This is a genomic window from Candidimonas sp. SYP-B2681, from assembly GCF_003971065.1.
Classification (GTDB): Bacteria; Pseudomonadota; Gammaproteobacteria; order Burkholderiales; family Burkholderiaceae_B; genus Pollutimonas.
Genome location: NZ_RYDV01000001.1, coordinates 599,316 through 622,706, shown reverse-complemented (window position 1 = coordinate 622,706; position 23,391 = coordinate 599,316). Strand labels below are relative to the sequence as shown.

The window sequence follows — 23,391 nt, the reverse complement described above, 5'->3', positions numbered from 1 at the left end:
TTAGCATCTTATTGGGCAAGACGCTGCCAGGTGTCTACCACCGTATCCGGATTCAACGACATCGACAAAATTCCCTCATCGCGCAACCATTGCGCGAGATCAGGATGATCGCTAGGGCCCTGACCACAAATACCGACATATTTGCCAGCAGCCAGGCAGGCCTTGATGGCGCGGCTAAGCATGAACTTGACGGCTTCGTCTCGTTCGTCGAAGTCCGCTGCCAACAGTTCCAGCCCGGAATCGCGATCCAGACCGAGCGTCAGCTGAGTCATATCGTTGGAGCCAATCGAGAACCCGTCGAAGTATTCCAGGAATTGTTCCGCCAAGATTGCGTTTGACGGCACTTCGCACATCATGATCAAACGAAGGCCGTTTTCGCCACGAGCCAGGCCGTATTTGGCCAAAAGGTCAACCACCTTGGCAGCTTGGGGAAGTGTGCGGACGAAGGGCACCATGATTTCTACGTTGGTCAAGCCCATCTCGTCGCGAACCTTCTTCAATGCTTCACATTCCATCTTGAAGCATTCTTCAAACTCGGCCGACACATAGCGCGACGCTCCGCGGAAACCCAACATTGGGTTTTCTTCTTCGGGTTCGTAACGCGAACCGCCCACCAGCTTGCGATATTCGTTGGACTTGAAATCAGACAGACGAACAATGACGGGTTTGGGGAAGAAAGCCGCTGCCAGCGTGCTGATACCTTCGGCAAGTTTCTCGACATAGAATGCGCGCGGGCTGGCGTAGCCTCGTGCTGCCGATTCGACCGCCTTTTTTAGTTCGGTATCGACATTGGGATAATCAAGCACGGCCTTTGGATGCACATTGATATTATTGTTAATGATGAATTCCAGACGTGCAAGGCCCACGCCATGGTTCGGGATTTGCGAGAAGTCGAACGCCAATTGGGGGTTGCCCACGTTCATCATGACCTTCAAGCCAATATCGGGCATTTCGCCCCAGCGAACCTCGTCGACTTCGGTTTCGAGCAGACCGTCGTAGATCCGGCCTTCATCGCCTTCGGCGCACGAAACGGTAACTTCCTTGCCTTCGGCCAACACGTCGGTGGCATTAGCGCATCCTACGACAGCCGGTATGCCCAGTTCGCGTGCGATGATAGCCGCATGGCACGTACGCCCGCCGCGATTGGTCACGATGGCCGAGGCCAGTTTCATGACCGGTTCCCAGTTGGGGTCCGTCATGTCGGTGACCAGAATATCGCCGCGCCGCACTTGATCCATTTGGGAAATATCGCCCACGACCCGCACTTTTCCTGAGCCGATTTTCTGACCGATAGCGCGTCCGGTGATAAGGACTTCGCCTGTCGCTTTCAGGCGATAGCGCTCCTGCACGTCGTGGTGGCCCTGCTGCGATTTAACCGTTTCAGGACGTGCCTGGAGAATATAAATTTTGCCGTCAATGCCGTCGCGACCCCACTCGATGTCCATGGGACGCTGATAATGCTTTTCAATAATGACAGCATAACGTGCCAGCTCGATGACTTCATCATCGGTAAGCGAATAGCGATTGCGCTCGGATACCGGGACATCGACCGTACGCACTGCATGCCCCGTCGTGCGGTCGGTGTCAAACTCCATTTTCAGCAGTTTGGAGCCGATACGGCGGCTGATTACGGGGTAATGGCCTGATGCCAGCGTGGGCTTGAATACATAGAATTCATCAGGATTCACAGCGCCTTGGACGACGGTCTCGCCCAGGCCATAAGATGAGGTGATGAAGACAACGTCTTTAAACCCCGACTCGGTGTCAAGAGTGAACATCACACCAGCAGCGCCGCGGTCGGAACGGACCATGCGCTGAATGCCTGCCGACAAGGCGACGTCGCCGTGCGCATACCCTTTATGCACACGATAAGAAATGGCGCGGTCGTTGTAGAGCGATGCAAATACGTGGCGGATTTTTTCCAGCACTTCATCGATGCCGACCACATTCAGATACGTTTCTTGTTGGCCTGCGAAAGAGGCATCGGGCAGATCTTCGGCAGTTGCCGACGAACGTACAGCGAACGAACCGTTGCCGTCAGCGTCAAGCTCGGCGAAAGCACCACGAATAGCCTGCTCGAAATCGGCGGGAAACGGGGTGTCGATAATCCATTGACGTATTTCAGCGCCGGCGTTCGCCAGCTCGCGCACGTCTTCCGAATCGAGTGTGAGCAGACGCTCAGCGATACGCTGGTCGAGCTTGGTTGATTTTAGGAAATCGCGAAATGCGTCAGACGTGGTCGCGAACCCTCCCGGAACCCGGACTCCCGCGCCTGCCAACTGACTGATCATTTCACCAAGTGATGAGTTTTTACCCCCTACCGAGTCGACATCCGTCATGCGGAGCTGCTCGAAAGATACAACATACGACATAAAGTCACCTTTAACTATAGAAGAAAGCTTGTTTGCTTAAGACGCAGGGGTAAGAAAACGACCTGTTGTCCGCGACGCTTTGGACGCACACCCTAAGCAAACCAGCCTTGCCTGCTGGTAAGGCGACTGTTAACCTTGCGATTGTACCGTTTCCGGCATCTTCTGCATTAACTATTCAATGACCACTCCCCTTATCGAACGAACTGTATTCGTTGTCTCGGACAGCACCGGTATCACCGCCGAAACTTTCAGCAATTCCGTGCTCTCACAATTCGAGCAAATCAAGTTCGAAGCGATACGCATCCCTTTTCTCGACACCATCGAAAAGGCGAGAGCCGCCGCACTGCGCATCAATCGCTGCGCAGATGAACAGAATGCCCCCCCGCTGGTATTCAGCACCTTGGTTGACCCAGAGATCGCGCTAACGATCCAGTCCACGAACTGCACTTTTCTGGATCTTTTTGGAACCTTCGTCCAACATATTGAAACCGCGCTGGGGATGAAATCCAGCCATTCCGTGGGCCGCTCCCATATGGGGGGATTATCCAAGCAATATAACAATCGGATTGAAGCCATCAACTTCAGTCTGGCGCACGACGACGGCCAGTTCATTCACGGACTAGAGCAGGCCGATGTCATACTCGTGGGGGTATCCCGTTGCGGGAAGACGCCGACCAGTCTTTATTTGGCGATGCAATATGCCGTGAAGGCGGCAAATTTTCCATTGATTCCGGAAGACTTCGATCGTGGCATGCTGCCCGCGACGCTGGCGCCCTATCGTAAGAAACTTTTCGGCTTGTCGATTCAACCCGGCCGCCTTGCCGAAGTTCGTAACGAGCGCCGGCCCAATAGCCAGTACGCTTCTATCAAGCAATGCCGACACGAAGTTGCTGAAGCGGAACGCTTGATGCGCATGGAGAACATTCCCTGGCTGTCCACGACGACAAAGTCTATCGAAGAAATTTCCACCAAGGTACTTGACGAAGTCGGGTTGGATCGCCGTATTTATTAAATGTTCTTATCGAGGGTGGGCGCCCATTTAATGTGGGTGCTGGCGCCGTTGCTCGAACAGACAGATTCCGGCAGCGACTGCCACGTTCAAAGACTCAACCCCAGGGGCCTGTGGTACGAAAACACGCTTTTCCGCCAGGGTCAATAGCGCAGGGTCGACGCCCTGCCCCTCATTACCAAGCACCCACGCGCACGCCCGCGGCAGACTTGTCTGGTGTAAGGAGTGTGCGCTTTCTAACGCTGTCGCAACCAACGGTATCGCCAGCCGCTTATGCAAGGCCAGCAAATCCGTGTGTTCATGGATGGTCATTACGAAATGCGCACCTTGGGCGCTTCGCAAGACTTTCGCCGACCATGCCGACGCGCAGCCCGCCGACAAGTACGCCTGATTGATCCCGGCAGCAGCTGCAGTGCGTAGCAAGGTGCCCACATTGCCCGGATCCTGAATTCGATCCAGCCATAGGCAAGTATTGTCGATACGTGCTGGCAGCTCGGGAATCGGCGCCGCGACGACGAAGCAGACGCCCTGCCCATGCTCAACTTGCGACAAGGCTTTCATCAGGCGCGGCTCGCAAGCCAAACACAATCTCGAGTCGATATTTTGCGCTAGTGCGTTTAATTCAGCATTAACTTCTAGCCGGCCGGCATCGAACAAAGCCTGTTCCGGAGGGCCGATGTGCTCGAGCCAGGCTTGGCACAGATGAATGCCCTCTAGCACGATATGGTGTTCTCCGTGGGCAGACCCCTCCCCGATCTCACGTTTGCCGCTAGCCAGCCTTAAGACTCGTTTGTACACGGGATTATCGCGTGAACTGATATGCTTCATATAAAGATCTCTTGATCACTTCGCCGGACCAGAAAGCACGGTTGCGTATGGGCTTGCAAGCAGATACCGACAGGCTAAGAAATCAGCAAGCGCCTGACCGGAGCGAAACTGCGTCGATGGGCGGGACATGGCCCATGGCTCTCGAGCAACGCTAAATGCAAAGCCGTGCCGTATCCCTTGTGCTGATCGAAAGCGTAATTGGGATAGGTTTGGTGTAAAACCAGGCAGTCGGCGTCGCGCGCCGTCTTAGCCAGAATCGATGCGGCCGAAATAGACGCCACTGTGGCGTCGCCGTTTACGATCGTCTCGGCGAAGCAGCTGAGCCCGCGAGGTAGGCAATTTCCGTCGATCACGGCTTTATCGGGCTTTAACGACAGGCCATCGCAGGCGCGCCGCATGGCGAGCATGGTCGCTTGCAGAATATTCAGACTATCGATTTCTTCTACACTAGCGCTGGCAATGGACCACGATAACGCGTAGCCGCGTATCTCGATAGCGAGTTCCTCGCGGCGTAAAGCGCTTAGCTTTTTAGAGTCATCCAGGCCCTTGATGAGCCGGGCGGGGTCAAGAATGACTGCCGCAGCGTATACCGGACCGGCCAAGGGGCCGCGGCCGGCTTCGTCGATACCAGCTACATGCACGGCGACCGGAGCAAGGGCATGAAAAAGGTCAGATTGTTCCACGGCTGGCCTGCTCCAGTATTGCTTTTGCCGCCAGCCCTGGCGTATCTCGCCACAACGACTCGTGCATGGCGGAAAAACGCTGTACAAGTTGCTTCGCATAAGGCTTATCGGTCAGAGCCTTCCAGGTGGCTTCCGCCAAAGCCTGCGGGGTAGCGTCATCTTGCAGCAATTCAGGCACCACGAACTCGCCGGCCAGCACATTGGGTAAACCGACCCACGGAACGTAAGGTCGGGCCTGACCTGACTTCCATTCCATTAAGCGTTTCATCATGGGCGACAGCACATAAGAAATGACCATAGGGCGTTTGAACAAGGCAGCTTCAAGAGTCGCAGTTCCGCTGGCAACCAGGACAGCATCAGCAGCTTGCATTACATTCCATGCTGCTGGACGCGCATCAAACCAGTCATTCGAAGTGGTATCGGCGCTGGAAGATGGCATCGAAGCATTGCCGCTGGACGCCAAGGCCGCTATGCCCTGCTCACCGGTTCGAGCTTGGTCAATAATACGACAATTCGGAATAGGATGCGCCTGCAACAATGCCTGGAATTCGCTTCGGCGGGCCGCATTCACCATGGGAACCAGTACTTGCAGTTGCGGGTCTTGTTTTGCCAATAGTTGGACTGCCTGCAAAAGCCGCGGACCCAAAAGCTTGATTTCCGAAGCCCTGCTGCCAGGCATCAACGCTAATACGCGGGCCTCGGCATTGATGTTCAGGTAGCGACGGGCAGCCGCCTGGTCCGGATCCATCGGAATCAGTTCGGCCAGAGGATGACCCACATACGTAACTGGAATGCCTTCTTTCTGATAAATCTGTTCTTCGAAAGGGAACAGGACCAGCATATGCGACACCGCTTTGCGTATTTTATGAATACGCTCGTAGCGCCAGGCCCAAATTGAAGGCCCCACAAAGTGCACTGTGGGTATGCCGGCCATTTTCAATTGGTGCTCAAGGCGCAAGTTGAAATCCGGCGCATCGACACCAACAAATACATTGGGGCGCTGCGCAAGCCAGCGCTTCTTCACGTTGGAATAAGTCGACAGTAGGCTGGGCAGGCGCTTGAGCGCATCGACATAACCAAAAACAGTAAGAGCATCCATAGAATGCAGGGTGTGAAACCCTTGCCGGGCCATGGCGGGCCCGCCTATGCCCTCGCAATGGCTGGCATTATTGCGGCTTTTAATGCCTTGTATGACTCTGGCAGCAAGCAAATCACCTGAAGGCTCGCCCGCCACCATGCCCACATGTAACGTCATGACCGTGCAATGCCACGCGTAGAGGCGGCAAGGAAATCAATCATTACCTGTAGCGGTTCGTGGGCCAGTGGTCTTTGTTCCTGTAAGGCGCGCATTTGTTCGCACGCCTCGTCGATTTTAAGCTTACGTCGATACAACAGTTTATACGCTTCCTTCAGGGCGGCAATTGCCTCGGGGCTGTAACCACGTCGGTTCAATCCTTCAGAATTTATGCCGACAGGCCGGAACGGATCTCCGGCGCCGAGAAGAAACGGCGGCGTGTCCTGACGAAGAGTGCTGGTACCGCCCACCATGGTGTGCGCGCCGACCCGTACGTATTGATGTACGGCGCACAAACCTCCCAGGATCGCCCAGTCGCCGATATGAACGTGGCCGCCAAGTTGAACACCGTTCGCAATCACGGTGTGGCTTCCCACCTGACAGTCGTGCGCGACGTGCGCATAGGCCATGATCCAGTTGTCGTTGGCCAAGCGGGTAATGCCCACATCTTGTGCAGTACCCGTATTAAGCGTCACATACTCACGAATCGTATTGTTGTCGCCGATTTCAAGACGCGTAGGTTCCCCGCGATACTTCTTGTCTTGAGGCATGCCGCCAACCGAACAAAATCGATAGAAATTATTGTTGGCGCCGATGGTCGTGTAACCGTCAACAATGCAATGGGGCCCGATGATGGTGCCTGCGCCTATGGTGACGTGTTCACCAATTACACTATAGGGTCCCACACTGACGTCGTCAGCGATGCGGGCTCCGGCGGCTACTACGGCCGTGGGGTGAATAAGGTTGGCCATTGCTAATCTTCCAGAACACGAATAGCACACATAATCTTGGCTGAGGCGACAAGGTGGCCCTCGACGGTTGCTTTGGCGTGGTATTTACAAATGGATCGGCTGATTCTGTCCGCGGTAACTTCCAGGCGCAATTGGTCTCCCGGCACGACCGGTCTGCGAAAGCGCGCTTCGTCGATACCCACCAGGTAGTAAGCCATCTTCTTGTCAGCGGGTTTCACGTCATTGTCTTCGAAGGAAAACAAGGCCGCTGCCTGCGCCAGTGCTTCAATGATAAGCACTCCGGGCATGACTGGGTGATGAGGAAAATGACCTGTGAAGAAAGGTTCGTTCATCGACACGTTCTTGATGGCCACGATGCTCTTGCCCGGTACCATTTCAATGACACGGTCAACCAGCAGCATCGGAAAGCGATGCGGCAAGCGTTCCATGATTTGTTTTATGTCGAGTTCCATCTTTGATATCCTGCGTGCTTGAATCGTACGAAATACGATTTCATGGTTACTTTTCGTTTTTTTCGAGGGCCATCAAACGGCGCCGCAATTGCGCCAATTGTGACAATACCGCGGCGTTGCGTTGCCATTGGCTGTGTTCTGCGTACGGGAACACACCGGTATAGTGACCGGGCTTGCTGATGTCCGAGGTGATCGCAGTGCCACCCGAAACATGGACGTCGTCGCCCAGCACAAGATGGCCTGACAGCATTGCGGCGCCGGCTATAGTACACCGTCGGCCTATGGTGGTGGAACCGGCCACGCCGACGCACGCCGCCATGGCTGTGTGATCACCGATCTGCGCGTTATGGCCGATCATGATCTGGTTGTCGAGCTTTACGCCATTCCCCAATATGGTGTTTTCGAGGGCTCCGCGATCGACGGTCGTATTGGCGCCAATTTCGACATCGTCACCCACGAGCACACCGCCGAGCTGTGCGATTTTAGCCCAGGCACCGGCTTCTTTATGGGGATCGGGGGCAAAACCAAACCCGTCGGCACCCAAGACTGCGCCCGAATGCAAAATAGCGCGATCCCCTACCGTAACGTTATGATAAAGGGTCACGCGTGCGTACACCAGGCAGTCTTGGCCAAGTACGGAGTTCGCGCCGATGGTGCAATGCGGACCCAGACGTGTGCCTTGGCCTACGGATGCGCCCTCTTCGATCACGCAGTACGGACCAATGCTTGCGCCCGGTGCAATATGCGCGGAAGAAGCGATGATGGCCGTGGCATGAATGCCCGTCTCCAGCCCTTCGATTCTGTGCCGGTCGAACCACTGCGCCAATAAGGCATACATCAAGTATGGCTCGCTGCATAAAACAACATGGTAGGAATAGCTTCCCGGTTCAAGGCTTTCGTAGACCGCAGCGGTCATAATGACAGCAGCTGCCCTGCAATCGAGCAACTGATCCCGTAACTTGGGATTCGATAGAAAGCTTATTTCTGCCGGACCTGCGGACACCAACGAGCCGATGCCCCGTATTCGGGGAGGCGGTTCGGTGTTGGTGTTTACCGGTATGCAATCCAGGCCGATGGTGTTTGCTTCGGCCAAAAGCTCATGCAGCGTTGGCGCCTGTTCAGGTGCAAGCAATACCGGCATCGATATTAGCCACCCAGGGCTTTCATCACCTGATCGGTAATGTCGACTTTCGGGCTTACCGTTACCGCGTCTTGAACAATCAAGTCGTAGTTTTGCTGTTCAGCAATCTTTTTGATTGCGGCATCGGCCTTTTCGACGATGCTGGAAAACTCTTCATTGCGACGGCGATTGAAGTCTTCCTGAAATTCGCGACGTTTGCGCTGCAGGTCGGAATCAAGGTCAGCCAATTGCCGTTGACGTTTTACACGATCAGACTCCGACAAGACCGGAGCATCTTTGTCGAATTTTTGTGCCTGGGTACGCAAACTATTGGCCAGCTTCTGCAGTTCGTCGTCGCGGCGCTTGAATTCGGCTTCGATCTTGGCTTGTGCTGCCTTGGCAGGTTTGGAGTCGCGCAGAATACGTTCTGTGCTCACGAAGCCAATTTTGGTCGACTGGGCGTAGACAGGTGCGGCCACCATGGCGCTGGCGCCCAGTGCTGCCGTTAGGACCAAAGCACGATTACAGCGGCTAATACTCTGGGCTAAAGCAGAAACTTTTAAAACTAATTGAGACTTCATGAAAAATCTACCTTGCAAAGTAGCAGAGATAAAAAAGCTATTGTGCCATTAAATGGCATGAATCAGAAACCTGTACCGATTTGGAACTGGAAAGCCTGCGTGTCGTCACCTTCTTTGGCATTCAGGGCGCGGCCATAAGACAACTGCAGCGGGCCTAAAGGCGATTGCCAGGACAAGCCGATACCAGCTGAGTATTTCCATCCGCAAGGATCTTCAGACTGGTTATTAATACCACGCGCGCAACTACCGCCACTGGTATTGGCCACTTGACCCGCATCGGTAAACAAGAACCACCGTAACGTACGATCGCGCGATGCCCCCGGGAATGGAAGGTATAACTGTACATTACCTACGACCCGGCGCGATCCGCCGAGGTAATCATTCGTAAGCGTGTCGCGCGGTCCTAAGGAGGCCCCTTCGTAGCCACGTACCGAACCTATACCGCCACCGTAGACATTTTTGATGACTGGGAACGATTTTCCGCCATAGGTTTTACCCCAGTCGGCCAGTGCATTGAAAGCCAAAGTGTAGGAACGTCCCAGAGGCAAATAATACTGCTGCTGCGCGCTTAACATGTAGTAGCGCAGATCCATCGTGGACAGATCTCCGGCCAGGCGGGTGTAGCTGCCTTTTGTCGGTGCGATGGCGCTGTCGCGCGTGTCTTTGGACCAACCCAGGTTAAAGATGACCGCGTTCGTGGATTCGCCGTATTCGTTGACGAAATCTTGGTAAGCCTGCGGCGTCGTCAAAAGGTTCAGCTTGCTAAGCTTGTTGTGCTCGAACGTCACCCCGGTGAACACGCGGTCAGTTTCAGATATTGGTACACCGAAATTCAGGCCACCGCCAGAGGCGGTGACTTCGTAGTCGCCGAAGCCATTGGCACTATCGTAAGGTGTGGTGCGACGATAGTACAGCGATGTCGTCTTGCTGACGCCATCTTTGGTCCAGTAAGGATCGGTGTGCGAGAGGATGGCCGCCCGATTCGTCTTGCTGGTATTAACCTGCAAGGACAATGTATTGCCGCTGCCGAAAATATTGTCCTGGCTGATACCGGCCGACAAGATGACCTTGTCGGTTGAGCCGTAACCTACACCAAGATTAATCAGCCCGGTCGGCTTTTCTTTAACATCGACGTTTACATCGACTTGGTCCGGCGAACCGGCTACCGGAGCGGTACTGACATTGACATCATTGAAGTATCCAAGGCGGTCGACGCGGTCACGCGACGATTTGATGTTGGCGGAATCGTACCAAGCTGCCTCCTGCTGGCGCATCTCGCGGCGTATGACTTCGTCGCGAGTGCGCGTATTGCCGCCGATCTGAATCCGACGGACGTACACACGACGACCGGGATCTACGTAAAACGTAAGATCGGCTTCGCGCGTTTCGCGATCGAGCACAGGGTTAGGATTCACGTTGGCAAACGCGTAGCCCAAGCTACCAAGGTATTCCGTGATGGCTTTTACCGTTGCATTGGTCTTCGCTGCCGAGAAGGTTTCTCCGGCCTGCGCTTGTACCAAGGGCTGAATTTTGTCGTCCAGACCAAGGAGGTCGCCTGCCAGTTTTACACTGCGCAGCTTGTAGGGCTCGCCCTCATTGATGGTAAGGGTAACGAAAATGTCCTGGCGGTCTGGCGATATCGTCACTTGAGGCGGCTCGGACGAATATTCAAGATAGCCACGGTCCAAGTAGAAAGACCGCAGGCGTTCTGCGTCGCCTTCCAGTTTTTCCCGAGAATATTTATCGGTACCCGTATACCAGGTCATCACGCCGGAGTTGGTGAGCTCCATTTCGTCGAGCAAGGTACCTTCCGAGAACGCTTTGTTGCCAACTATATTGATTTGTCTGATCTTTGCCAGATCGCCTTCGAAAACATCGAAGCTTACGCCTACCCGGTTGCGCGGTAAGGGTGTGATAATCGGGGTGATCTCGACACCGTACTTGCCCTTGGAAAGATATTGCTGCTTAAGTTCGAATTCGGCGCGTTCCAGCATGGACCGGTCGAACACACGGCCCTGACCAAAACCTACCTGATTCAATGATTTGGTAATGGCTTTCGCATCGAATTCGTGCATGCCGTTGAAACTTACCGAGGCAATCGTCGGCCTTTCCTGCACTGATACCACCAACACATTGTTGGCTGTGTCAATTTTCACGTCGCTAAAAAAACCGGTCGCATATAAACGCTGGATGGCTTCGCTGGCCTGAGCTTCAGTAAATTGCTCGCCAACCTTGACCGGCAGATAGCTGAATATTGTGCCCGCATCAACACGCTGAATTCCATTGACCTGAATATCGCGCACTACAAACGGTGAGAACGCGTTCGCGAGGCTAGGAATAAGCAGCGCCGCCAGTAAAACCGGCATGGCGCGCTTGGCAAAAGTGAATTTCCGGCTAAACGACATCCTGGACGATCCTTGGGCGAATTAATGGTGGAAGATTGTAAGGCACAAAGCTTGTAAGATACAAAGCCTTCAACTGAACAGACGTGAAAAATCATTGAAAAAGGCTAGCCCCATGAGACCTGCCAGCAACCCGAGTCCGATGCGCTGGCCATTCTCGAGCCATTTATCTGGTACGGGCTTGCCGCGCACGGCCTCAAGCACGTAATACATTAGATGGCCACCATCCAGCATGGGTATGGGTAGCAAATTCAAAACGCCGATACTAACACTGATTAACGCCAGGAAACCTATGTACGCAGAGAGTCCGAGGCGAGCAGTTTGGCCGGCATAATCGGCAATAGTAACCGGGCCGCTGACATTGCGCAGAGAAACGTCGCCCAGAACCATACGCCACATCATCTTCAAGGAGAACCAAGCCGTATCCACAGTGCGGGAAATGCCTCTTCCGAGACTGTCAAGAACGCCATAGCGAACCGTAACCATAGGGAAGTCGGCTCCCAACATCACGCCGATGCGGCCTACTTGCGCCCCGCTCGCGGCAGCCTCGGCGCGAGGGATCACGGTAAGTGTGACGGGCACTGCATCACGCAGAACAGTAATCGGCAGAGTTTTGCCAGGATTTTTCTGGACTTCGGCGACCACCGTGCCCGCAGACGGATCTTTCAACGATCCCAGAGCCACGATAATGTCGCCGCTACGTAAACCGGCCTGCTCTCCGGCGCCGCCCGGGTTTATCTGATTCACTAATGGCCTAGGCATTGCAAGGTTTAGGCCAGCCTCGGCCATCAGATCGGAGCCATCTGGTTCGATCGTCCCGGCAGTAAGCCTCAATAGGCGTTCCCTGCTGAGTCCCGTGGCGGTGTCGACCTGCACGCTGACTTCGCCGCCACTAGTCAAGACGTCAAGCAAGCTCCAGCGTGCCTCGCTCCAGGATTGGACTTCTTCTTGATTGATCGCGGTGATGCGATCGCCGGCCTGGAAACCTGCCTGCGCTGCCATGGAGTTGGCAGGTGGCGCCGCCAGAATAGCGGCTGGCTCGTTCGAACCGAGCAAACCCAGAGCGGTATACAACAATACCGCCAGAACAAGATTGGCTACTGGTCCAGCCAATACGATGGCACTGCGTCGCCATAAGGATTTGCGATTGAATGCTTCATTGCCTTCTGCTGCTGAAGCGTTTGGCGGGGCGTCATCGAGCATCTTGACGTAGCCGCCCAGTGGTATGGCGGATATTGCCCATTCAGTTCCATGGCGATCTACGCGACGGGCAAGTACCTTGCCGAATCCCACAGAAAAGCGCAGCACTCGCACCCCGCAACGACGCGCCACCCAATAGTGGCCGAGCTCATGAAAAGTAATCAATACCCCAAGGGCGAGGGCAAAGGCGAGCAAGGTGAAAAGCATGAAATTCCCGAAAAAACTGCTCAGAGCCTTTGGAGGAGGCAGAGTTCCGACGCGATGCGTCGGGTATGGGCGTCGAGCGCCAGCACATCGTCGAGCGTATCAAGATCTGAGGCTGGCATGCCTGAAATGCGATCAAGGCAAGATTCGATAACACGCGCTATTTCAGTATAGCGAATTTGCTGTTTGAGAAAACAGTCGACAGCAATCTCATTCGCAGCATTCAAGGCAACGCACGCCGCCTGGCTGGTTCCCAGTGCTTCGAAGGACAGCCGCAAGCAGGGAAAGCGTTCAAAGTCGGGTTCTTCAAAGTCCAGCCGCCCCAACGCCGTAAGGGCAAGCAACCCGACACCGCTATCGATACGTTCGGGAAACCCTAAACCGTATGCGATGGGAGTACGCATATCGGGCTGCCCCAACTGGGCAAGAATCGATCCATCTTCGTACTCGACCATGGAATGGACCATGCTTTGCGGGTGTATGACGACCTGGATTTGGCTGACTGGCATTGCGAAGAGCCAATGGGCCTCGATCACTTCAAGGCCCTTATTGAGCATGGTCGCTGAATCAACCGAAATCTTTCGCCCCATGCTCCAGTTGGGATGAGCACAGGCTTGGTCGGGCGTGACGGCAGCCAGTTGATCGAGGGCTGTGGTGCGAAATGGCCCCCCGGACGCAGTAAGCAGTAAGCGACGAACGCCTTTGGCAGGCGTAGTCGGCGCCGTCGCTCTTCCCGTTTGGGGCATGCATTGGAATATTGCGTTGTGCTCGCTATCGATGGGAAGGAGTTCGGCGCCACTGTCTCGCACCGCTTGCATGAAGAGACCGCCTGCGGCTACCAAGGCCTCTTTGTTGGCAAGCAGTACCCTCTTCCCGGACCTTGCAGCAGCAAGAGCGGCGGGCAATCCTGCCGCACCGACTATTGCTGCCATTACTGTGGTGACAGGCGCCTCGGCTGCCGTGTCGGCCAAGGCCTGTTGCCCTACCCTGATCTCTGGAACTGCCGTTGGACCGGCCCAGGCTTGCAAAAACCGGACGCGGGCCGCATCGGTCGGCACAATCACAACCTTGGCGCCCGTTTCCCTGGCCTGTTCGGCTAACCGTTCGATGCGGCTGAATGCGCTAAGGGCGTAGATGGAAATGGTTTCTCGATGTCTGGATATGACGTCCAGCGTATTCTCGCCGATCGAGCCTGTAGACCCCAGAACGCATACGTGCTGTACCTTCATCAGAGCCACACTCCGGTCAATAGTAAAGCGATCGGAGCCACGGGCAGCAGAGCATCAATTCGATCAAAGACACCGCCATGTCCGGGCAGCAATTGGCTGGAATCCTTCACGCCGGCACGACGCTTCAGCAGCGACTCGAACAAGTCACCGACGATAGAAATAGCGGCAAGAAAAATAGCCAGCGCCAGCACCAGCCACCAGGGCCACTGCTCTGATAGGACAGCTCCGAAGCTACCGGGCCAGTACGCCGTTGCTAGAACCCATGTTGCAGCCCCAAGCACGCCGCCCACTGCACCTTCCCACGTCTTTCCCGGGCTCACTTTGGGCGCAAGCTTATGCTTGCCAATGGCCTTGCCTGTAAAGTAGGCAGCAATATCGGCGATCCAGATCAGCGCAAGCAGGGACACCAGGAAACCCGCGCCACGCGTTAAAAACAGTTGCACTAGCGCAGCCCAAACTGCGATGATCGCAAGAATGCCGAAAAGACTGAGCCAACCTCCGCCCGAGCGCTCTGTGGAGTTGCCTTGGAATACCATGCCGGTAGCAATGAATATCCACAGGAGAGCAACCGTGGGGAGAAGTCCGTGGTTGATCAGCGACTGCAGGTTAATCGACCACTGCGCCGGATCTGGCGCCAACCACTGGTATGCCACCGACGATAAACCGGCTGCTAATAATATAGCAAGCAGCATGGGGCTTGCAGCAGGCTGCCGGGGCCAGGTAAGTCGTAGCCATTCCCACAAAGCGCAGGCTGCAAGGATAGTCAGTAGCACGACAAGCGGCCATGGACCAGGCGCAAGCAACGTTCCCAGCAATACAGCAAGCAATACAATCGCCGTAATGACGCGTTGCTTCAACATAGGGAACTCCGTATTCAGATTGGTTTTGCCACCTGGGCGCTAGTGCGGCCAAATCGGCGTTCCCGGGTACGATACCACTCGAATGCGGCTTCGATTTCCGGGGCACCAAAATCGGGCCAATATTCATCCGAAAAATACAGCTCGGTATAGGCCAACTGCCAGACGAGAAAGTTCGAGATGCGTTGTTCGCCGCCGGTACGGATAAAAAGGTCGGGCTCGGGCGCGTAGGCCATGGACAGGTGTTCGCTTAATAGCGATTCGTCTAGGGCGTCTGGGTTATTGGCCAGGTCGGGGTGCGCAAGCAGCAACCGTCGCATGGCCTGAAGGATATCCCATCGCCCGCCATAATTTGCGGCGATGGTCAGATTGAGCGCATTGTTATGCTCTGTTCGTTGCTCGGCTGACCGTATCAGCTCGCGCAGCCTAGGTTCGAACGGCGACAGATCGCCCACGATACGCAGGCGCACGCCCTGTTGTTCGAGCTTGGTCACTTCTTTTTCGAGTGTTTGGATAAACAGCCGCATCAGCAGCGAGACTTCATCTTTGGGGCGCCGCCAATTCTCGGAACTGAACGCAAATAGTGTCAAATATTCGACGCCAAGCTTGCCACAGGTCTCGACAGCGCGCCGTACTGCCTGCACACCGCGAATATGCCCCGCGGTTCGAGGCAGAAAGCGCTTGGTCGCCCATCGCCCATTGCCGTCCATGATGATGGCAAGATGTCGCGGGACGTCTGTACAAACAGGTACAGCCAGGGTCGTGCTGCTTAGCATGAGGGATAGGCCGGCATCGGAGACGGTACTAAACCGTCATGATCTCGGCTTCCTTCTGTATAACCAGCTTATCGATTTCGGCGACATGCTTATCGGTAAGCTTTTGAACGTCTTCTTGCATGCGTCGCTCGTCGTCTTCCGAGATTTCCTTGTCCTTCACCAGCTTCTTAAGCGTATCGTTAGCATCGCGCCGCAAATTGCGAACCGCGATTTTGGCGTCCTCGCCTTCGGTGCGCACAACCTTGGTCAAATCGCGACGACGCTCTTCGGTAAGGGCCGGCATAGGTACTCGGATACTGTCGCCCATGGAAACAGGATTCAGACCGAGGTCGGAATCGCGTATGGCCTTTTCAACTGGGCCTGCCATGTTTTTTTCCCAGACCTGCACGTTGATTGTCCGTGCATCGATCAGGTTTACATTGGCGACTTGACTGATTGGGACAGGCGAACCGTAATATTCGACTGTCACGTGATCCAGTATGCCCGCATGAGCGCGACCGGTGCGAATCTTGGATAAGCTCAGCTTGAGTGCTTCAAGCGACTTGATCATTCGTGATTCAGCCGATTTCCTGACCTCAGATAGACTCATTACTATTCCTTTATTCAAACGTGTACCAAAGTGCCTTCGTCTTCGCCAGTCAGGGCGCGTTTGAGAGCGCCTGCCTTATTGATCGAAAAAACTTTGATGGGCAATTTTTGATCGCGACATAAAGCGAATGCGGTGGCATCCATGATTTCGAGCCGACGCACAATGGCCTCGTCGAAACTGATGCGGGTATACCGAGTTGCCGTGGGATCCTTATTTGGATCGGCGCTGTATATACCATCGACCTTGGTCGCCTTAAGAACGATCTCGGCGCCTATTTCAGCGCCACGCAGCGCTGCGGCAGTATCAGTGGTAAAAAAAGGATTACCAGTTCCGGCCGCGAAAATGACGACCTTGCCTTCTTCGAGGTATCGCAAGGCCTTGGGACGGATATAAGGTTCGACAACTTGATCGATATTCAGGGCTGACTGCACACGGGTGTCGATGCCACGATGTTTGAGTGCATCTTGCAACGCCAGCGCATTCATGACGGTCGCCATCATGCCCATGTAGTCGGCGGTGGCCCGATCCATGCCTTGCGCTCCGGGAGCGATACCCCGAAAAATATTCCCGCCACCGATCACAATTGCTAGTTGCACGCCCATGGCGGCGACTTCTGCTATCTCTTCGGTCATGCGCAAAATTGTTGCGCGATTGATCCCAAAGGCGTCTTCTCCCATCAGCGCTTCGCCGGAAAGTTTGAGAAGAACGCGCTTATACGATCTGGTGGTCATAGGTAGGATCCTAGGTGAAACAGTCCAACGAAAGTGTAAGCCAGAGTCGGACCTGCGCGGCTACGCAAGTCCAACTTTTTACTTAACGAGAATCAGGCAGTGCCGGCGGCCGCAGCGGCGACTTCAGCAGCAAAGTCTTCCGATTTTTTCTCGATGCCTTCACCGACGACATACAGGGCAAAGCCGGATATCGTGGCGCCCTTTTCCTTAAGCATCTGCTCAATGGATTGTTTGTCGTTTTTAACAAACGGTTGTGAAAGCAATGTGACTTCTTTCAGGAATTTTTGGACCGAGCCTTCGACCATTTTGGACACGATTTCAGCCGGCTTACCCGATTCGGCAGCCTTTTGTTCAGCGACCGAGCGCTCTGCAGCGATATCGGCAGGTGAAACGCCATCGGCGTCAAGCGCCTTGGGTTTTGTGGCGGCAATGTGCATGGCAACGTCTTTACCGGTTTCGTCAGGGCCTGCGAAATCGACCAACACGCCGATTTTGCCACCATGAACGTAGCTGGCAAGCTTGTTCTCTGTCTCGAAACGCTGGAAGCGCCGTATGGAGATGTTTTCGCCGATCTTGCCGACTAAAGCTGCACGCGTCGACTCGACGGTGCCCTCGCCCATAGGCAGCTCTGCAAGGGCGGCCACGTCGGCGGGGTTCTTTTCGGTGATGAGTTGAGCCACGCTATTGATGAAGCCGATGAAATCGTCGTTCTTGGCGACGAAGTCAGTTTCGCAATTGACTTCTGCGACGGTGCCGCGCTTGCTGTCGGCAGAGATATACAAGCCAATCAGGCCCTCAGCGGTTACGCGAGTTGCTGCCTTGCTGGCCTTGTTGCCCAGTTTAACGCGGAGAATTTCTTCAGCGCGGGCAAGGTCGCCGTCGGCTTCGGTCAGTGCTTTCTTGCATTCCATCATGGGCGCGTCGGTTTTCTCGCGCAATTCTTTAACCATAGATGCGGTAATTTGAGCCACTTTTTTTCTCCAGTTCACTAAAACACACCCCGGCATAGCCGGGGCAGGTGCATATCGATGCAATCGGCCGCCCTGCTTGTGACAGGCAGCGGCCGGAACCCGGACTAAAGCATAGTCGGGTACAACACGCGCTTATTCGCGCTCTTGCTCGACCTCGACGAATTCTTCGTCGCCTTCTGCAATTTCCTCGACCAGACCGTTAAGGTTCTGTTCGCGGCCTTCAAGCACTGCATCGGCCATGCCACGAGCATACAAGGCAATCGCCTTGGCCGAGTCATCGTTACCCGGGATGATGTATTCGACGCCGTCTGGCGAGTGGTTGGTATCAACAACTGCTACGACCGGAATACCAAGGGTCTTGGCTTCAGCGATTGCAATTTTGTGATAGCCCACGTCGATAACGAACAACGCATCGGGCAAGGTGTTCATGTCTTTGATACCGCCGATCGCCTTGTTCAGCTTTTCAAGTTCGCGATCGAACATCAAGCCTTCTTTTTTGCTCATGCGCTCGGTAGCGCCATCGGCAAGCTGAATTTCCATTTCTTTCAGGCGCTTGATCGAGCTTTTGACCGTTTTGAAGTTGGTCATCATGCCGCCCAACCAACGGCTGTCGACGTATGGCATGCCGCAGCGTGCGGCCTCAGCAGCGACCAGTTCGCGAGCTGCGCGCTTGGTGCCTACAAACAAGACATTGCCGCCGCGAGCAGCGATCTGACGCACGACCTTGGCCGCTTCCTGGTACTTAATGACAGTTTGTTCAAGGTTGATGATGTGGATCTTGTTACGGTGACCAAAGATGTACGGTGCCATCTTGGGATTCCAGTAACGGGTCTGGTGACCAAAGTGGACACCGGCTTCAAGCATTTCGCGCATTAACGACATAATATTCTCCGAGGGTTTAGTCTTGTGCCAGGTCTGCATTCGATGACAGCTGCGCATATAAGCGCATTCAGTACACCGAACACCCTGTGTTAACCAGGCACGCGATTTTGGAATGTCTAGAAAAGCTGATCCTGGGAAGCCCTATAATGGATGCCCCAAGTAGCCCCTCTGGCTCACTCCTTTCTTAAAGGAAATTTAAGAAAGCCTATAATTCTACTATTTTTATCACACCTAATTCAAGTTGACATGAGTACTCTCGTTACTGATCCCACGGATCTCGACAAAATGCGCGCAGCCTGCCAGGCTGCCGCCGCCACCCTCGACTTCCTCGAACCGCATGTTCGTGCGGGTGTCACAACGGGCGACCTCGACCGTTTGTGCGTGGATTTCATCACTAACGAGCTCAAGGTCGAGTCGGCTACCGTGGGTTACGCTCCACCTGGGTACACGCCTTTCCCTGCCGCCATCTGCACATCGGTCAATCATGTGATTTGCCATGGCATTCCTGGCGACAAGGCACTCAAGAACGGTGACATCATGAATATCGACGTCACGGTCATCAAGGACGGCTGGTTTGGCGACACAAGCCGTATGTACTACATTGGCGAGCCTTCGATATTGGCCAGGCGCCTTACCGAAACGACTTATGAATGCATGTGGTTGGGCATTGAGCAGATCCGTCCGGGCGCCACCCTCGGGGACATCGGCCATGCCATACAGGTTCATGCTGAAAAAAATGGATTCTCTGTGGTGCGCGAGTATTGTGGGCACGGAGTGGGTCGAAAATTCCATCAAGATCCGCAAGTGCTGCATTACGGAAAAGCAGGCACCGGAGTAAAGTTGCAACCGGGCATGATCTTCACCGTTGAACCCATGATCAACGCCGGCCGCAAAGAAATTCGTACCCTCGCCGACGGCTGGACCGTTGTTACGCGCGACCATAGCTTGTCCGCTCAGTGGGAACACAGCATCCTCGTGACTGACACCGGCTACGAGATTCTTACTGTGTCCGAGAAAATGCCCGCTCCACCTTCGTTTGTTTCGGTGGCCTGATTTCTTTCGACAGAAGCACCTTCTACAGAAACAGTATGCATGCGCCAACCGTAGTTCCGTTGCGCAACCAGTTGGCGGAAAGGCGTAGCGAAGCGATAAAAAGTTTTCGCGAAAAATTGCGCCCCGAACTTCTGCTCACGGCACTGCGGCGGATCACCGATCAGACCCTGCGCGAACTCGTGCGCTTGCATCCGCTTCCCGCCGGAGCAGTACTTGCGGCGGTAGGCGGTTACGGACGTGGTGAACTCTATCCCTATTCAGACGTAGACGTTCTGATCTTGCTGCGCGAGCCGCCTGGGCCCGGCGACACCCTCATGATCGAATCGCTGGTTGCAGCGATGTGGGACCTCGGCATCGAGCCCGGCCATAGCGTCCGTACCATAGAAGACTGCCAGCGCGAAGCTGCCAACGACATCACAGTTGAAACCGCTCTAATGGAAGCGCGCTGGCTCGTAGGAGACAAGGCGCTGCTGGCGACTCTGGGTGAAGTGATGCGCAATCAGATGGATGTGCAAACCTTCTTTCAGGCAAAACGCGCCGAAATGCAACAACGTCATGCCCGTCATCAAGATACACCTTACGCGCTGGAGCCAAACTGTAAAGAGGCGCCCGGCGGCATGCGCGACCTGCAAGTTATCTTGTGGCTCGCCCAGGCAGCGGGCCTGGGCCGCACATGGCGCGAGGTTGCGCGTACCGACCTATTGACTGCTGCCGAGTTCCGCGCCTTGCGCAGGGCCGATATGGCGTTCAAGCGTTTGCGCATCGAGCTTCATTTACTTACCGGCCGTCGCGAAGACCGGGTATTGTTCGATTTGCAACCTGGTCTCGCGGCAATCTATGGATTCGAGGCGGTGAAGAATCGCCGGCCCAGCGAACTATTGATGCAGCGGTACTACTGGGCGGCGCGCGTGGTCAGCCAACTTAGCACGATACTTTTGCAGAGTCTGGAAGAGCTTCTGTTTCCGTCGCCTGACGCCCAGGTGCATATTATCGATGATGATTTCTGCATGGTTCGGGGACGGCTGGATATACGCCGCGAGGATGGCTTCGAACGCAATCCCGCTCTGCTGTTTCGAGCCTTTCTGGTAATGCAGGAGCGTCCGGAATTATTGGGAATGTCGGCGCAGACATTGCGTGCCATGTGGCATGCCCGACGCCGCATCGATTCCCAGTTCCGGCAAAACCCCATAAATCGTCATCAGTTTATTCAAATATTGCAACAGCCGCGCGGGATTGTGCATGCTCTGCGGCGCATGACGATGTTGAATATACTGCCCCGCTACCTTCCGGTGTTCCGGCATATTGTCGGGCAAATGCAGCACGATCTGTTCCATGCTTACACAGTGGATCAACATATTTTGATGGTCGTGCGCAACCTGCGCCGATTCACGATGCCCGAGCATGCTCAAGAGTATCCACTGGCCAGCCAACTTATCGCCGATTTCGATGGAAACTGGCTGTTGTATGTCGCGGCTCTCTTTCATGATATTGCCAAAGGCCGAGGAGGAGATCATTCTGAACTTGGAGCCATCGAGGTAAGGCGTTTTTGCCAGGACCATGGCATTGATGGCGATGACGCCGAACTCGTTGAATTCTTAGTGCGGCAGCATCTGACGATGTCGATGGTCGCCCAGAAAAGAGATCTTAGCGACCCTGATGTTATTCGCGATTTTGCCTATTGTGTGCGAGATGAAAGGCATCTAACCGCCTTGTACTTGTTAACAGTCGCCGATATCCGCGGCACTAGCCCCACGGTGTGGAACTCCTGGAAAGGTAAGCTGCTCGAGAACCTGTATCGGCTGACATTAACCGTTCTAGGTGGATCGCAGCCAGACACGCGAACGGTACTGGCTCAGCGCAAAGAGATCGCAGCAAACGAAATCCGGCTAATGGGCTTACGGGACGAGAGCCGAGAAGTTTTCTGGAGTCAGCTGGATATCGCGTATTTTCTGCGCCACGAAGCCAGCGAAATCGCATGGCATACGCGCCATCTTTATTATCGCGTGAACTCGCCTGATCCCGTAGTCAAGGCCCGCGTAATGGGGCAAAGCGAAGCGCTTCAAGTAATGGTCTATACCCAGGACATCAAAGAACTCTTCGTCACAATATGCCGCTATTTCGATCAGCGCGCCCTTAGCATCCAGGATGCCCGCATTCATACGACGCATCATGGCTGGGCACTTGACAGCTTCGTTGTTTTGTTGCCCCCTCATGAAAAAGATCTCCGCTCGTATGCTTCACTTGTGGAACATGAACTAAACGAGCGGCTAAGGCAAGCACGCGACAACACTTACCAGCGCCCTCAAAACGCTAGCGAAAGGCGAACCGGTTCCCGTCGGTCCAGAGTCTTCCCAATTATTCCAAACGTCGAACTGCAGCCCGATGAACGCAGTACCTCATGGCGCTTATCTGTGACGGCATCTGACCGGCCTGGATTGCTCTACAGTCTGGCAGAGGTATTCGCCGCACATTCGATTAATCTCAAGATGGCCAAAGTGCTCACGTTGGGTGACCGCGCCGAGGATATATTCATTATCGAGGGCGATGTTCTTGGTCACCCTCGGGCCCAGCTACAATTCGAACGCGACATTCTGGCTACGCTGGATAGCGCGAGTAACTAAGATCGTCTCCCTTTTACCTTGGAGCAGGGCAATATGGCTTTTAACGATCTGGTAATAAACTTCGGGCGCAGTTTCTTGTTCGCTTTGGCCACTTTGCTACCGATATTGAACCCCCCTGCAGTCGCGCCCATCTTTCTTACCCTGACCGAGGGCGCAAGTACCAACGCAAGAACGCAACTGGCCCAGCGGGTGGCCATGAATATATGCCTAATGCTCGCCATAGCGATGATTGCGGGCAACTTGGTATTGGTGTTCTTCGGAATCTCCTTGCCGATTATTCGTGTGGGTGGTGGCTTACTGGTTGTCGCGACCGCTTGGCGACTTGTAAGTGCTTCAGACTTCGACGCGCAGCAAGCGCAAAACATGGCCGAGGCCTACTCCTTCGATCAGGTTCGATCAAAGGCATTCTATCCTTTGACCTTTCCCATGATTTGCGGTCCAGGTGCCCTTTCGGCGGCGATTACCGTCGGGGCAACGTTGCATGCCGAAAGCACAACGTATACGGCTTTAAACTTAACGGGTTCGTTAGTTGCCATAGCGATTGCCTCGTTGGTCGTTTATTTTTGTCTTAAGTTCGCTGCCCAGTTCCTTCATAAGCTGGGCCCGAATGGGACTGCGGTATTGATGCGTCTCTCCGCATTTATTCTGCTGTGCCTCGGAGTCCAGATCATATGGGACGGCGCGCAAGAATTATTGCTTGGCCTTATGCGCCAGGCGGCCGCTATAGGTCTTTAATCAAAAGGTCGTGAAGATCTCTTCACGTCGGATCTGCACGAACTCCACAA

At 54.7% G+C, this 23,391-nt stretch carries 21 protein-coding genes; 4 read left to right on the top strand and 17 right to left on the bottom strand.

Features of this window, described 5'->3' with window-relative positions; genetic code table 11:
* Positions 1–8 precede the first annotated feature (8 nt).
* Entirely contained in the window at positions 9–2,372 is a 2,364-nt protein-coding gene (gene ppsA, locus EKL30_RS02965) for a phosphoenolpyruvate synthase (protein ID WP_126705679.1), read from the bottom strand.
* A 178-nt stretch (positions 2,373–2,550) separates the two neighbouring features.
* Here ppsA and EKL30_RS02960 point away from each other — a divergent pair, with 178 nt between their 5' ends.
* Positions 2,551–3,384: a pyruvate, water dikinase regulatory protein gene (locus EKL30_RS02960; protein WP_126705678.1), complete on the top strand. Its 834-nt coding sequence runs from the start codon at positions 2,551–2,553 to the stop codon at positions 3,382–3,384.
* A 27-nt stretch (positions 3,385–3,411) separates the two neighbouring features.
* Here EKL30_RS02960 and EKL30_RS02955 read toward each other — a convergent pair whose 3' ends face one another.
* From EKL30_RS02955 to rpsB, 16 genes are all read right to left on the bottom strand, one after another.
* Positions 3,412–4,209, bottom strand: coding sequence for an RNA methyltransferase (locus EKL30_RS02955; RefSeq protein ID WP_126705677.1), 798 nt, complete (start codon positions 4,207–4,209; stop codon positions 3,412–3,414).
* A gap of 74 nt (positions 4,210–4,283) precedes the next feature.
* Entirely contained in the window at positions 4,284–4,892 is a 609-nt protein-coding gene (gene rnhB / locus EKL30_RS02950; RefSeq protein ID WP_126705676.1) for a ribonuclease HII, read from the bottom strand.
* Positions 4,879–6,147, bottom strand: coding sequence for a lipid-A-disaccharide synthase (gene lpxB, locus EKL30_RS02945; RefSeq protein ID WP_126705675.1), 1,269 nt, complete (start codon positions 6,145–6,147; stop codon positions 4,879–4,881). The genes rnhB and lpxB overlap by 14 nt, the downstream gene beginning before the upstream one ends.
* Entirely contained in the window at positions 6,144–6,938 is a 795-nt protein-coding gene (gene lpxA, locus EKL30_RS02940; protein WP_126705674.1) for an acyl-ACP--UDP-N-acetylglucosamine O-acyltransferase, read from the bottom strand. Before lpxA ends, lpxB begins: the two co-directional genes overlap by 4 nt.
* A 2-nt stretch (positions 6,939–6,940) precedes the next feature.
* Complete coding sequence (fabZ, locus tag EKL30_RS02935; RefSeq protein WP_126705673.1) at positions 6,941–7,390, bottom strand: 3-hydroxyacyl-ACP dehydratase FabZ; 450 nt, start codon at positions 7,388–7,390, stop codon at positions 6,941–6,943.
* Between the two features lie 46 nt (positions 7,391–7,436).
* Positions 7,437–8,531 (bottom strand): UDP-3-O-(3-hydroxymyristoyl)glucosamine N-acyltransferase, encoded by a 1,095-nt coding sequence (gene lpxD, locus EKL30_RS02930; protein WP_126705672.1) that lies wholly within the window; start codon positions 8,529–8,531, stop codon positions 7,437–7,439.
* A 5-nt stretch (positions 8,532–8,536) separates the two neighbouring features.
* Positions 8,537–9,091, bottom strand: a complete 555-nt coding sequence (locus tag EKL30_RS02925) for an OmpH family outer membrane protein (protein WP_126705671.1) — start codon at positions 9,089–9,091, stop codon at positions 8,537–8,539.
* Positions 9,092–9,153: 62 nt separating this feature from the next.
* Positions 9,154–11,496 carry an outer membrane protein assembly factor BamA gene (bamA, locus tag EKL30_RS02920; RefSeq protein WP_126705670.1) on the bottom strand — a complete coding sequence of 781 codons (2,343 nt, stop codon included), beginning with the start codon at positions 11,494–11,496 and terminating at the stop codon, positions 9,154–9,156.
* Positions 11,497–11,565: 69 nt separating this feature from the next.
* A complete protein-coding gene (gene rseP, locus EKL30_RS02915) occupies positions 11,566–12,900 on the bottom strand; it encodes an RIP metalloprotease RseP (protein ID WP_126705669.1) in 1,335 nt (444 codons plus the stop codon).
* A gap of 20 nt (positions 12,901–12,920) precedes the next feature.
* Positions 12,921–14,129, bottom strand: coding sequence for a 1-deoxy-D-xylulose-5-phosphate reductoisomerase (dxr, locus tag EKL30_RS02910; RefSeq protein ID WP_126706007.1), 1,209 nt, complete (start codon positions 14,127–14,129; stop codon positions 12,921–12,923).
* The gene (locus tag EKL30_RS02905; RefSeq protein WP_126705668.1) at positions 14,126–14,986 is read right to left on the bottom strand and encodes a phosphatidate cytidylyltransferase; all 861 of its coding nucleotides are present in this window, start codon (positions 14,984–14,986) and stop codon (positions 14,126–14,128) included. The genes dxr and EKL30_RS02905 overlap by 4 nt, the downstream gene beginning before the upstream one ends.
* 14 nt (positions 14,987–15,000) lie before the next feature.
* Positions 15,001–15,759 (bottom strand): polyprenyl diphosphate synthase, encoded by a 759-nt coding sequence (uppS, locus tag EKL30_RS02900; RefSeq protein ID WP_126705667.1) that lies wholly within the window; start codon positions 15,757–15,759, stop codon positions 15,001–15,003.
* A 28-nt stretch (positions 15,760–15,787) separates the two neighbouring features.
* A complete protein-coding gene (frr, locus tag EKL30_RS02895) occupies positions 15,788–16,348 on the bottom strand; it encodes a ribosome recycling factor (RefSeq protein ID WP_126705666.1) in 561 nt (186 codons plus the stop codon).
* A 14-nt stretch (positions 16,349–16,362) separates the two neighbouring features.
* A complete protein-coding gene (pyrH, locus tag EKL30_RS02890) occupies positions 16,363–17,079 on the bottom strand; it encodes a UMP kinase (RefSeq protein WP_126705665.1) in 717 nt (238 codons plus the stop codon).
* A gap of 92 nt (positions 17,080–17,171) precedes the next feature.
* Entirely contained in the window at positions 17,172–18,050 is an 879-nt protein-coding gene (tsf, locus tag EKL30_RS02885) for a translation elongation factor Ts (RefSeq protein WP_199748458.1), read from the bottom strand.
* 132 nt (positions 18,051–18,182) lie between these two features.
* The gene (rpsB, locus tag EKL30_RS02880) at positions 18,183–18,932 is read right to left on the bottom strand and encodes a 30S ribosomal protein S2 (protein ID WP_126705663.1); all 750 of its coding nucleotides are present in this window, start codon (positions 18,930–18,932) and stop codon (positions 18,183–18,185) included.
* A gap of 246 nt (positions 18,933–19,178) precedes the next feature.
* On the opposite strand from rpsB, the gene map reads away from it, so the two are divergent.
* From map to EKL30_RS02865, 3 genes are read left to right on the top strand one after another with little or no spacing between them, the layout of a single operon-like run.
* Entirely contained in the window at positions 19,179–19,985 is an 807-nt protein-coding gene (gene map, locus EKL30_RS02875) for a type I methionyl aminopeptidase (RefSeq protein ID WP_126705662.1), read from the top strand.
* A 35-nt stretch (positions 19,986–20,020) separates the two neighbouring features.
* Positions 20,021–22,606 carry a [protein-PII] uridylyltransferase gene (locus EKL30_RS02870; RefSeq protein WP_126705661.1) on the top strand — a complete coding sequence of 862 codons (2,586 nt, stop codon included), beginning with the start codon at positions 20,021–20,023 and terminating at the stop codon, positions 22,604–22,606.
* A 33-nt stretch (positions 22,607–22,639) separates the two neighbouring features.
* Positions 22,640–23,341 (top strand): MarC family protein, encoded by a 702-nt coding sequence (locus tag EKL30_RS02865; RefSeq protein WP_126705660.1) that lies wholly within the window; start codon positions 22,640–22,642, stop codon positions 23,339–23,341.
* The last annotated feature ends 50 nt before the right edge of the window (positions 23,342–23,391 follow it).

Bases quoted from the DNA above. Each gene is read 5' to 3' on its own strand.
- rseP (WP_126705669.1), bottom strand. From the start codon at position 12,900: ATGCTTTTCACCTTGCTCGCCTTTGCCCTCGCCCTTGGGGTATTGATT.
- lpxA (WP_126705674.1), bottom strand. From the start codon at position 6,938: ATGGCCAACCTTATTCACCCCACGGCCGTAGTAGCCGCCGGAGCCCGC.
- EKL30_RS02925 (WP_126705671.1), bottom strand. From the start codon at position 9,091: ATGAAGTCTCAATTAGTTTTAAAAGTTTCTGCTTTAGCCCAGAGTATT.
- frr (WP_126705666.1), bottom strand. From the start codon at position 16,348: ATGAGTCTATCTGAGGTCAGGAAATCGGCTGAATCACGAATGATCAAG.
- lpxD (WP_126705672.1), bottom strand. From the start codon at position 8,531: ATGCCGGTATTGCTTGCACCTGAACAGGCGCCAACGCTGCATGAGCTT.
- EKL30_RS02865 (WP_126705660.1), top strand. From the start codon at position 22,640: ATGGCTTTTAACGATCTGGTAATAAACTTCGGGCGCAGTTTCTTGTTC.
- lpxB (WP_126705675.1), bottom strand. From the start codon at position 6,147: ATGACGTTACATGTGGGCATGGTGGCGGGCGAGCCTTCAGGTGATTTG.
- map (WP_126705662.1), top strand. From the start codon at position 19,179: ATGAGTACTCTCGTTACTGATCCCACGGATCTCGACAAAATGCGCGCA.
- uppS (WP_126705667.1), bottom strand. From the start codon at position 15,759: ATGCTAAGCAGCACGACCCTGGCTGTACCTGTTTGTACAGACGTCCCG.
- EKL30_RS02905 (WP_126705668.1), bottom strand. From the start codon at position 14,986: ATGTTGAAGCAACGCGTCATTACGGCGATTGTATTGCTTGCTGTATTG.
- ppsA (WP_126705679.1), bottom strand. From the start codon at position 2,372: ATGTCGTATGTTGTATCTTTCGAGCAGCTCCGCATGACGGATGTCGAC.
- rpsB (WP_126705663.1), bottom strand. From the start codon at position 18,932: ATGTCGTTAATGCGCGAAATGCTTGAAGCCGGTGTCCACTTTGGTCAC.
- pyrH (WP_126705665.1), bottom strand. From the start codon at position 17,079: ATGACCACCAGATCGTATAAGCGCGTTCTTCTCAAACTTTCCGGCGAA.
- EKL30_RS02960 (WP_126705678.1), top strand. From the start codon at position 2,551: ATGACCACTCCCCTTATCGAACGAACTGTATTCGTTGTCTCGGACAGC.
- EKL30_RS02870 (WP_126705661.1), top strand. From the start codon at position 20,021: ATGCATGCGCCAACCGTAGTTCCGTTGCGCAACCAGTTGGCGGAAAGG.
- EKL30_RS02955 (WP_126705677.1), bottom strand. From the start codon at position 4,209: ATGAAGCATATCAGTTCACGCGATAATCCCGTGTACAAACGAGTCTTA.
- fabZ (WP_126705673.1), bottom strand. From the start codon at position 7,390: ATGGAACTCGACATAAAACAAATCATGGAACGCTTGCCGCATCGCTTT.
- bamA (WP_126705670.1), bottom strand. From the start codon at position 11,496: ATGTCGTTTAGCCGGAAATTCACTTTTGCCAAGCGCGCCATGCCGGTT.